The sequence below is a fragment of the Actinomadura sp. NPDC049382 genome (assembly GCF_040677125.1).
GTDB lineage: Bacteria > Actinomycetota > Actinomycetes > Streptosporangiales > Streptosporangiaceae > Spirillospora > Spirillospora geliboluensis.
The window spans coordinates 1-10,188 of sequence record NZ_JBFARO010000199.1; the positions used below are offsets into that span (position 1 = coordinate 1).

Genomic DNA, 10,188 nt, shown 5'->3' on the forward strand with positions numbered 1-10,188 from the left:
GCCGGGGCCGTCGTCGTCACGGGCGGCGGCGACACCCCCGCGCGGCCGCCGTCGGCGCAGGAGGGGCCCGCCGACGCGCGCACGTTCCTGCTCGCCAGCGCGACGACCGCGGCGAAGGCCCCGGCCGCGACCGGCCGCTACTGGTACAACCGGCAGCTGACGACGAGCGAGGTGGGCGGGCACCGCAGGGCGATCGTCGGCACGGGGCCGGACCGCCGCAAGGTGGACAAGAAGATCACCTACAAGGCCCTCATCGAGAGCCCCGGCGAGGTCTGGCTCGCGCGCGACGGAAGCAGGGCGCGCAAGACCGGCGGCCCGGACAAGCTCGTCTTCCCCACCGACCGGGACAAGGCCCTCTGGCAGCAGGACGGGTCCCCCCGCCTCGCAGGCTCCAGCGAGAAGCGGGTCTGGGAAGGGCCGATGCGCCGCGGCCCCGGCACCGGGGAGATGACCGCCGAGCAGATCGCGTCCCTGCCCGAAGACCCGGGGAGCCTGTCGGCCGTGCTGCGCGACCGCTACCAGCGCGAGCTGAAGTCCGCCGAGAACCCGTTCAAGGGCACCTTCACCGCCTACGTGTGGGGGATCGCGCACGACCTGCTCGGCGGGCCGCTCACGCCGGGCGCCAAGTCGGCGCTGTTCAAGGTCCTCGCCGGGCAGCCCGAGATCCGGCTGGCCGGCGAGGCCACCGACCGGCTCGGCCGCCCCGGCATGGCCGTCGTCGCGGCGTCGGGCCCGGACGGCGGCGCGGCCGCGACCGAGTCCCGGCTGGTCATCTCGGCGACGACCGCCGACCTGCTCGAGTTCCGGACGACCGAGGCCGGGCACGGGACCGTCACGACCACCTACGAGGCGATGGGCTGGGTCGGCCGGCTCGGCGCGCGCCCCTGACGGGCGCGCGTCCCGAGAAAGTGCCGAAGAAGCGGCGCTCGTTGGGCGGATTTCGCCCATGAGCGCCGCCCTTCGCGCGGGTTAGCGTCCGTCCCGTGACCTGGAACGGCGGGGGACCGCTCGACGGCGAGCGGATCCTGATCGCGCTCGGCGGCAACGCCATGACCGCGCCGGACGGCAGCGCCGCGCCGGACGCGCAGGCGGCCGCGATCGAGGCCGCGATGGCGCACGTCGCCGACCTGGCCGCGGCGGGCGCGCGGGTCGCGCTCACGCACGGCAACGGCCCGCAGGTCGGCAACCTGCTGATCAAGAACCAGCTCGCGGCGGGCGTGGTGCCGCCCGTCCCGCTGGACTGGTGCGGCGCGCAGACCCAGGCCACCGTCGGCGTGATGATCATGAACGCGCTGGACCGGGCGCTCGCCGCGCGCGGCGCCGCCCGCCCGGTGTCCACGGTGGTGACGCGCACGCTGGTGGACGCCGCCGACCCCGGCTTCGCCGCCCCCGCCAAGCCGATCGGCCGCTACTTCCCCGAGGAGCAGGCGCGCCGGTCCATGGCGCGCGGCGAGACGTGGCGGCGGTTCGGCGCGCGGGGCTGGCGGCGCGTCGTCGCCTCCCCGGAGCCGCTGGAGATCCTGGACGCGGACGCCGCCGCCGTCCTGCTGGACGCCGGGCACGTCGTCGTCGCGGCGGGCGGCGGGGGAGCGCCCGTGGTCCGGGCGGACGGGGCGCTGCGCGGCGTCGAGGCCGTCGTCGACAAGGACCTGGCGGCGCAGCTGCTGGCCCGCCGGCTCGGCGCGTCCACCCTCGTCATCGCCACCGACGTGGAGTACGCGATGACCGGGTTCGGCACGCCGCGGGCCCGCCCGCTGCGCCGTGCCACCCCCGCCGAGCTGGCCGCGCTGGCCGCCGCCGGGCACTTCGCCGGCGGCAGCATGGGCCCGAAGGTGGAGGCGGTGCGGCGGTTCGTCGCGGCCGGCGGCCGGCGCGGCGCGATCGCCTCGCTGGCCCGGCTCGGCGAGGCCGCGCACGGCCGCGCCGGGACGGTCGTGGAGGCGCCGACCGGGGTAGAGACCACACCGAGCAGAGCAGCCGAGGAGCGATGACGTGCCCGACCCGATCGAAGTCCGCAAGATCCCCATCGAGAGCGTGACCGACGCGTCCGGGCTCGCCCGGCTGATCGACGACGGCGTCCTGGAGGCCGACCGCGTCCTCGCCGTCGTCGGCAAGACCGAGGGCAACGGCGGCGTGAACGACTACACGCGGCTGCTGGCCGACCGGGCGTTCCGCGAGGTCCTCACCGCCAAGGGCACCCGGACGGCGGACGAGGTCGCGCGCGTCCCGCTGGTGTGGTCGGGCGGCACCGACGGCGTCCTCAGCCCGCACGCGACCGTGTTCGCCACCACCGACCCGGCGACCGCGCCCGCCTCGGACGAGCCGCGCCTGTCGGTCGGCGTCGCGATGAGCGAGGTCATCCTGCCCGAGGACATCGGGCGCCCTGCGATGGTCGAGACCGTCGCCGCCGGGGTCCGCGAGGCGATGAAGACCGCCGGGATCGACGATTCCGCCGACGTCCACTACGTGCAGACCAAGACGCCGCTGCTCACCCTCGACACCATCAACGACGCCAAGGCGCGGGGCCGCGACGTCGTCACCGAGGACACGCTGAAGTCGATGGACATCTCCAACTCGACCACCGCGCTCGGCATCGCCGTCGCGCTCGGCGAGATCGCGATGCCGTCCGCCGAGCAGATCCACCGGGACCTGTCGCTGTACTCGTCGGTGGCGTCCTGCTCGTCCGGCGTGGAGCTCGACCGGGCGCAGATCGTCGTCGTCGGCAACGTGCGCGGCATCGGCGGCAGGTACCGGGCCGGGCACGGTGTGATGAAGGACGCACTGGACGCCGACGGCATCTGGGACGCCATCACCTCGACCGGCCTGGACCTGCCCGACCGCCCCCGCGCCGCGGACCTCGGCGACCGGCTCGTCAACGTGTTCATCAAGTGCGAGGCCGACCCGAGCGGCGCGGTCCGGGGCCGCCGCAACATCATGCTGGACGACTCCGACGTGCACTGGCACCGGCAGATCAAGGCGTGCGTGGGCGGTGTCGCGGCGTCCGTGACGGGCGACCCGGCGGTGTTCGTGTCGGTCGCGGCCGTCCATCAGGGCCCGTCCGGCGGCGGCACGGTGGCGGCCATCGCCGACCTCGGCTGACCGGCGCCCGGAGCCCCGGAAGGCGCCGGTCGGCCGGTCCTTCCGGGGCCTGTGGGGGTCGCCCCCCGCAGGTCATGCGGAGCGGATGGAACGGAGAGTATCCGGTTAGTCGCCCACAGGGGTCGCCTGAGGTTATAGCCTGCCTGGCGTGTCCGGACTGACCATTCCCGAACCACTGATCCCCGGGGACGACGGCAGTGCCGATCCCCGGCTGTGCGAGGCGCTCACGGGGTACGCCGCGGGCCGCGTCGGCGCGCACACGGTGCTGCGGCGGCTCCAGGGCGCCCGGCTGCTCGTGCCGATCGTCGCCGTCCTCACCGAGGAGGAAGAGGTCGCGCCCGGCGAGCTGCGCCGCGAGAAGTCGAGCGAGATGGCGCTGCCCACGCTGATCGGCGACGACGGGCGGCGCGGCGTGCTCGGCTTCACCTGCGCCGAGACGATGAAGGCGTGGCGCGCGGACGCCCGCCCGGTGACGGTGCGCGGCGGCGACGCCTGCCGCGCCGCCCTCGACGAGGGCGCCGACGCCCTGGTCGTGGACGTCGCCGGCCCGGTCCCGTTCGCCGTGGAGGGGCTGCGCCTGCACCTGCTCGCCGAGGGCCGCCCCATCCCGCCGCCGCACGAGGACCCCGACGTCCTCGCCGCCGTCGACGCCGCGTTCGGCTCCGACCCGTCGGTGACGGGCGTCCGGGTGACCGAGGGGACGTCCGCGGAGGTCGCGGTCCGGTTCTCCGTCGCGCCGGGGCACGACGAGCGGGGCACCGTGCAGCGGGTCTCCGACCGGCTCGCCGAGCTGCTGCGCGGCCGCATCGTCGGCGGCGTCGAGCTGAACGTCCGCCGGTAATTCGCTCGCCTCCGGCGGCCCCGCCCTGCGACCCTGTGCGGCATGATCGACGTTGACGCCTTCCTCACCGACGGGTTCGTGCGGGTGGACGAGGCGTTCCCCCGCGACCTGGCCGCCGAGTGCCGGGCGATCCTGTGGCGCGGCACCGGCTGCGACCCGGACGACCCCGCGACCTGGACCCGGCCGGTGGTCCGGCTCGGCGAGCACGCCGAGGAGCCGTTCCGGGCCGCCGCGAACACGCCCCGCCTGCGCGCCGCGTTCGACGCGGTCGTCGGCGAGGGCGCCTGGCTGCCGCGCGGCGGCCTCGGCACGTTCCCCGTGCGGTTCCCCAGCGACGAGCCGCCCGGCGACGACGGCTGGCACATCGACACGTCCTTCCCCGGCGACGACCCCGCCGACTTCATGTCCTACCGGGCGAACGTCGAGTCGGCGGGCCGCGCGCTGCTGATGCTGTTCCTGTTCTCGGACGTGTCCGAGGACGACGGCCCCACCCGCATCCGGGTCGGCTCCCACCTGGACGTCCCGCCGATCCTGGAGCCCGCCGGCAAGGCGGGCCTGCCGTTCATGGAGCTGGCGGGCAAGGCCGCGGCGGCGACGGAGCACCGGCCGCTCGCGCACGCGACGGGCCGCGCCGGTGACGTGTACCTGTGCCACCCGTTCCTCGTCCACGCCGCGCAGGGGCACCACGGGACGCGCCCCAGGTTCATGGCGCAGCCGCCGCTGATCCCCTCCGGCCCCCTTCCCGCGACGTCTCCCGTGCGCGTCGCGATCGAGCGAGGTCTCGGGCGCTTCTAGGCTTGTCCTTTCCGCGCCCATTGGAGACTTCCCGTGCTGACCATGCAGGACGCCCTGATCCGGCTCACCGACTACTGGGCGGGGCGCGGCTGCCTCGTCGCGCAGCCGATGAACACCGAGGTGGGGGCGGGGACGCTCAACCCGGCGACGGCGCTGCGCGTCCTCGGCCCCGAGCCGTGGCGCGTCGCCTACACCGAGCCGAGCGTCCGCCCCGACGACTCCCGCTACGGCGACAACCCGAACCGGCTGCAGACCCACACCCAGTTCCAGGTGGTCCTCAAGCCGGAGCCGGGCGACGCGCAGGAGCAGTACCTCGGCAGCCTCGCCGCGCTCGGCGTCGACCTGCGCGCGCACGACGTCCGGTTCGTCGAGGACGACTGGGCGTCGCCCGCGCTCGGCGCGTGGGGGCTCGGCTGGGAGGTGTGGCTGGACGGCCTGGAGATCACCCAGTTCACCTACTTCCAGCAGTCGGGCGGGCTGACCCTCGACCCCGTCGCGGTCGAGATCACCTACGGGATGGAGCGCATCCTGATGGCGCTCCAGGGCGTCTCCCACTTCAAGGACATCCAGTACGCCCCGGGCATCACGTACGGCGAGGCGTTCGGGCAGGCCGAGTACGAGATGAGCCGCTACTACCTCGACGACGCCGACATCGCGGCGAACCGGGAGCTGTTCGAGGCGTACGCGGCCGAGGCGCGGCGGATGCTGGACGCGCGGCTGCCCGTCCCCGCCCACTCCTACGTGCTGAAGTGCTCGCACGCGTTCAACGTGCTGGACGCGCGCGGCGCGATCGGCACCACCGAGCGGGCCCGCGCGTTCGCCCGGATGCGCGGCCTCGCCCACGAGGTCGCCGCGCTGTGGGTGGAGCGCCGCGCCGAACTGGGGCACCCCCTCGGCGACGCCACCGCGCCGCCCGCCGCGGTCGAGCCGGGCGAGCTGCCGGACGCCGCGTCCGCCGGGACGTTCGCGCTGGAGATCGGCGTCGAGGAGCTGCCGCCGGGCGAGGTCGGGAGGACGGCCGAGCATGTCGAGGGACGGCTGCGCGACGGGCTGGCCGAGGCCCGGCTGCTCACCGACGCGTCCTCGCTCGCCGCGTACGCGACGCCGCGCCGGATCATCGTGCTCGTCCAGGGCCTGGAGGCCCGCGAGCCCGACGCCGAGCAGGTCGTGAAGGGGCCGCGGTTCGCCGCGGCCTACGACGCGTCCGGCGCGCCGACGCGGGCGCTGGAGGGGTTCGCGCGCGGCCACGGGATCGAGGTCTCCGACGTCCGGAAGGTCGCCGTCGCCGGCGGGGAGTACGCGGGCTACACCCGGACGGTCGCGGGCCGCTCGGCCGCCGAGGTCCTCGCCGGGCTGCTCCCGGAGATCGTCACCGGGCTCCGCGCCGGGAAGAACATGCGGTGGAACGCTCCCGGCCTGTCGTTCGCCCGCCCGATCCGCTGGCTGGTGGCGCTGCTGGACGACCGGGAGGTCCCGGTCGCGGTGGGCGGCCTCACCGCGGGCCGCGCGACCCGCGTCCACCGGACGTCCCCTACGCCGCGCGTCGACGTGCCGGACGCCGCGTCGCTGGTCGCGGTGCTGCGCGAGCACGGCATCGAGCCCGACCCGTCCCGCCGCCGGGCCCGGATCGCCGAGGCGGCGCGGGCCCTCGCGGGCGGCCTGGGCGGGACGGTCGCCCTGGCCGACGAGCACGCCCTCGTCGAGGAGATCGTGAACCTGGTCGAGGAGCCCGTCGCCCTCCTCGGGTCGTTCGACGCGAAGTACCTGGAGCTGCCCGAGGAGATCCTCACCACGGTCATGCGCAAGCACCAGCGCTACCTGCCGGTGCGGGACGCCGCCGGCGGCCTCCTCCCGCACTTCGTCACGGTCGCCAACGGCGACTGCGACCACGACGCCGTCCGGGCCGGGAACGAGGCCGTCCTGCGCGCCCGGTACGAGGACGCGTCGTTCTTCTTCCGGCAGGACCTGCGCGGCACGCCCGAGCAGATCAAGGAGGGGCTCGGCAGGCTGACGTTCACCGAGCGGCTCGGGTCGATGGCCGACCGGTCGTCCCGCATCGCCGCGATCGCCGCCGACCTGGCGGGCCGGCTCGACCTCACCGCCGCGGAGCGGGCGGTGCTCGGCCGCGCCGCCGCGCTGGCGAAGTTCGACCTGGCCTCGTCCATGGTCATCGAGCTGCCGAGCCTCGCCGGGACGATGGCCCGCGAGTACGCCCGCCGCGCCGGGGAGGACGACGGCGTCGCGCGGGCCCTGTACGAGATGGAGCTGCCCCGGGCGGCCGCGGACGCGCCCCCCTCGGTCGCCGGCGCCGTGCTCGCCGCCGCCGACCGGCTCGACCTGCTGGCCGGGCTGTTCGCCGTCGGGTCGGCGCCGACGGGCAGCTCCGACCCGTTCGGGCTGCGCCGCGCCGCGCTCGCGCTGACCGCGGTCCTGCGGGACGTCCCGCGCCTCGCCCCGGTCACGGTCGGGGACGGCCTCGCCGTCGCCGCCCGGCACCAGCCCGTCGCCGTCGCCCCGGACGCGCTCGCCGAGGCCGAGCGGTTCATCGCGCGCCGCCTGGAGCAGCACCTGCTGGACGAGGGGCACCCGGTGCACGTCGTCCGGGCCGTGCTGCCGCTCGCGGGCGCGCCCGCCCAGGCCGCGCGGGCCGCCGCCGACCTGGGGGAGCTGCTCGGGTCCGCGGCGTTCGAGCGGCTCACGACGGCGCTGCAGCGCGTCCTGCGGATCGTCCCGGCCGGCACCGAGGCCGGCTACGACCCCGCCCTGTTCACCGAGCCCGCGGAGCACGCCCTGCACGAGGCGTTCACCCGCGTGAAGGCCGAGCTGACCGCGCGGCCGTCCCTGCCGGAGTTCGCGGCCGCCGCGTCCGCGCTCGTCGGGCCCATCGACGCCTACTTCGACGACGTGATGGTGATGGCGGAGGACCCCGGCGTCCGCGCCAACCGGCTCGGGCTCCTCGCCGCCCTCCGGGACACCGCCGCGCCCGTCCTCGACTGGCGCGAGATCGCCTGACACGGGTGCCGACCGGCCCGTCCGGTCTTCGTCAACAGTGGCCGTTGCCGCGCCCGCCCCGCCGTGGTCATGATCAAGCCACCCGGCATGGAAGGGGCAGATCGTGACGGACGTCCACGACGCGCACGAGTTCCGGCGGCGGGGCTGGTGGCGGGACGGCACATTCCTCGACGACCTCGACCGGTGGGCGGACGCCGCCCCCGACCGCCCGGCGGTGGTCGGTCATGTCTGGGAGACCGGGGACGGGCCCGACGCCGTCCTCACCTACGCGCAGCTCGCCGAGCGGGTGGACCAGTGCGCGGCCGGGCTCGCCGCGCTCGGCGTCGGGCCCGGCGACCGCGTCGCGATGCAGCTGGTCAACCAGTGGCAGGCGACCGTCCTCGCGCTCGGCTGCGGGCGCGCCGGCGCCGTCGTCGTCCCGTACTACATCGCGACGGGCGCCGCCGACACCGAGTGGATCCTGCGCGAGTCCCGCGCCCGCGCCGTCGTGTCGCTGGACGGGGTGCGCGGCCTCGACGTCGCCGGGACCATCGCGGGCATGCGCGACCGGCTCCCCGACCTGCGCCACCAGATCGTGGTGGGAGACGGCGTGCCGGGCGGCGCGATCGGCTTCGAGAGCGGCCTGCTCGCGGCGGGCGGCACGGCGCCCCGGCACCGGCCGTCCGGCGACGACCTCTTCCAGATCATGTACACGTCGGGCACGACGGGGCGGCCGAAGGGCGTCCGGCACTCCCACAACACCCTGTACGCGATGGCGCGCTCCTACACCGTCCCGCTGGGGCTCGGCGAGGACGACGTGCTGTCCACCCCCTGCATCGTCGGCGGGCAGGGCGGCTGGCTCTACGGGATGCTGGCGCCGCTCGTCGCGGGCGCCACCGCCGTGTGGGCGGACGCGTTCAAGCCCGGCGACTTCCTCGACCTCGCCGTGGAGTACGGGATCACCGCGGCCTACTTCACCCCGCTCGTCCTGGACGAGCTGGTCGCCGAGCAGCGCGCGAACCCGCGGGAGGTCGCGCTGCGGCACATGGTCACCGGCTCCACGCCGATCCCGCCGGACCTGCCGGGGCGGTTCCTGGAGACGTTCGGGTTCCCGGTCCGGCCGCTGTGGGGGATGACCGAGAACGGCGGCGTCACGATCGGCCGCCCGGACGACCCGCCCGACTGGGCGGCCCGCAGCGACGGCCGCCCCGTCGAGTGGATGTCGCTGCGGCTCGTCGGCGAGGACGGCGCCGTCGTCGCCGACGGCCCGGGCCGGCTGGAGATCCGCGGCGCGAACATGTGCCTGGGCTACGAGGGCGCCGACGAGGTGTTCGCCGCCGCGCTGCACGACGGCTGGTTCGCCACCGGCGACCTCGCCCGGCCGGACGGCCGCGGCGGCATCAAGATCATCGGCCGTACCAAGGACATGATCAACAAGGGCGGGCTGCACGTCCCCGGCGTCACCGTCGAGGGCGTCCTGCGCGCCGACCCGCGCGTCGCGGAGGTCGCGGTCGTCGGGGAGCCGGAGCCGCTGCTCGGCGAGACCGTCGTGGCCGTCGTCGTGCCCGCGCCGGGCGGCCCGCCCCCCACGCTGGACGACCTGCGCAAGCGCGTCGCGGACGCGGGCATGACGCCCGGCTACGAGCCCGACCGGCTGGAGGTCGTCGCCGAGCTGCCCAAGACCCCGACGGGGAAGGTCCGCAAGCGGGTCCTTGAGGAGGAGTTCGCCCGGAGGGCGCGCGCGGCCGCCGCGCGGTGAGCGCCGGGTCGCTCGCCCGGCGGCGCGCCGCGGCGATCACCCCGTCCCGGCGCCGGGCGCTGGCGCTGACCTCGGTCGTCCTCGCCAACGCCATGGCGGTGGTCGACTACAACATCGTCAGCGTCGCGATCCCGCAGCTGCTGCGCGCCTTCCCCGGCAGCACCCTCGCCGGGCTGTCCTGGACGATCACCGCGTACACGGTGGTGTTCGCGGCCGTCCTGCTGCCCGCGGGCGGGATGGCCGACCGGCTCGGGCCCAAGCGGATCTTCCTCGCCGGGCTCGCGGTGTTCACCCTCGGCTCGGCCGCCTGCGCGCTCGCGGCCGGGCCGGTGACGCTGGTGCTCGCGCGGATGCTCCAGGCGACCGGCGGCGGCGCGGTCGTCGCACTGTCGATCTCGGTCGGGCTGAGCGAGTTCCCCGGCCGGGCCGGGCACGCGTTCGGGCTGCTCGGCGCCGTGTCCGGGATCGCCGGCGCGAGCGGGCCCGCGCTCGGCGCGGCGCTGCTCGCGGCCGGCGGCTGGCGCTGGATCTTCCTGGTCAACCTGCCGATCGGCGCGCTCGCGCTGGCCTGCGCGGCGGCGGGCGTCCCGGCCCGGCCCGCCGCGGGCCGCGGCCTGCCCGACCTGCTCGGCACCGCGCTGCTCGCCGCCGGGGTCGCCGCGCTGGTGCTCGGCGTCGTGCAGGGCCCCGGCTGGGGCTGGAT

8 protein-coding genes are annotated in these 10,188 nt (G+C 76.0%); all 8 read left to right on the top strand.

Features of this window, described 5'->3' with window-relative positions:
• Positions 1–888: hypothetical protein (locus tag AB0K34_RS44565; protein WP_364554564.1), on the top strand; the 888-nt coding region annotated here is incomplete at its 5' end.
• A 95-nt stretch (positions 889–983) separates the two neighbouring features.
• The gene (locus tag AB0K34_RS44570; RefSeq protein WP_364554566.1) at positions 984–1,991 is read left to right on the top strand and encodes a carbamate kinase; all 1,008 of its coding nucleotides are present in this window, start codon (positions 984–986) and stop codon (positions 1,989–1,991) included.
• A gap of 1 nt (position 1,992) precedes the next feature.
• Complete coding sequence (locus tag AB0K34_RS44575) at positions 1,993–3,099, top strand: ring-opening amidohydrolase (RefSeq protein ID WP_364554568.1); 1,107 nt, start codon at positions 1,993–1,995, stop codon at positions 3,097–3,099.
• A gap of 148 nt (positions 3,100–3,247) precedes the next feature.
• Positions 3,248–3,940 (top strand): SseB family protein, encoded by a 693-nt coding sequence (locus AB0K34_RS44580; protein WP_301177114.1) that lies wholly within the window; start codon positions 3,248–3,250, stop codon positions 3,938–3,940.
• Positions 3,941–3,982: 42 nt separating this feature from the next.
• Positions 3,983–4,735, top strand: a complete 753-nt coding sequence (locus AB0K34_RS44585; protein ID WP_364554570.1) for a phytanoyl-CoA dioxygenase family protein — start codon at positions 3,983–3,985, stop codon at positions 4,733–4,735.
• Positions 4,736–4,777: 42 nt separating this feature from the next.
• Entirely contained in the window at positions 4,778–7,747 is a 2,970-nt protein-coding gene (locus tag AB0K34_RS44590) for a glycine--tRNA ligase (RefSeq protein WP_364554576.1), read from the top strand.
• A 103-nt stretch (positions 7,748–7,850) separates the two neighbouring features.
• Positions 7,851–9,485 (top strand): AMP-binding protein, encoded by a 1,635-nt coding sequence (locus tag AB0K34_RS44595; RefSeq protein WP_364554572.1) that lies wholly within the window; start codon positions 7,851–7,853, stop codon positions 9,483–9,485.
• A partial coding sequence (locus tag AB0K34_RS44600; protein WP_364554574.1) for an MFS transporter occupies positions 9,482–10,188 on the top strand: 707 nt, incomplete at its 3' end. The genes AB0K34_RS44595 and AB0K34_RS44600, both read left to right, overlap by 4 nt.

Bases quoted from the DNA above. Each gene is read 5' to 3' on its own strand.
- AB0K34_RS44590 (WP_364554576.1), top strand. From the start codon at position 4,778: ATGCAGGACGCCCTGATCCGGCTCACCGACTACTGGGCGGGGCGCGGC.
- AB0K34_RS44585 (WP_364554570.1), top strand. From the start codon at position 3,983: ATGATCGACGTTGACGCCTTCCTCACCGACGGGTTCGTGCGGGTGGAC.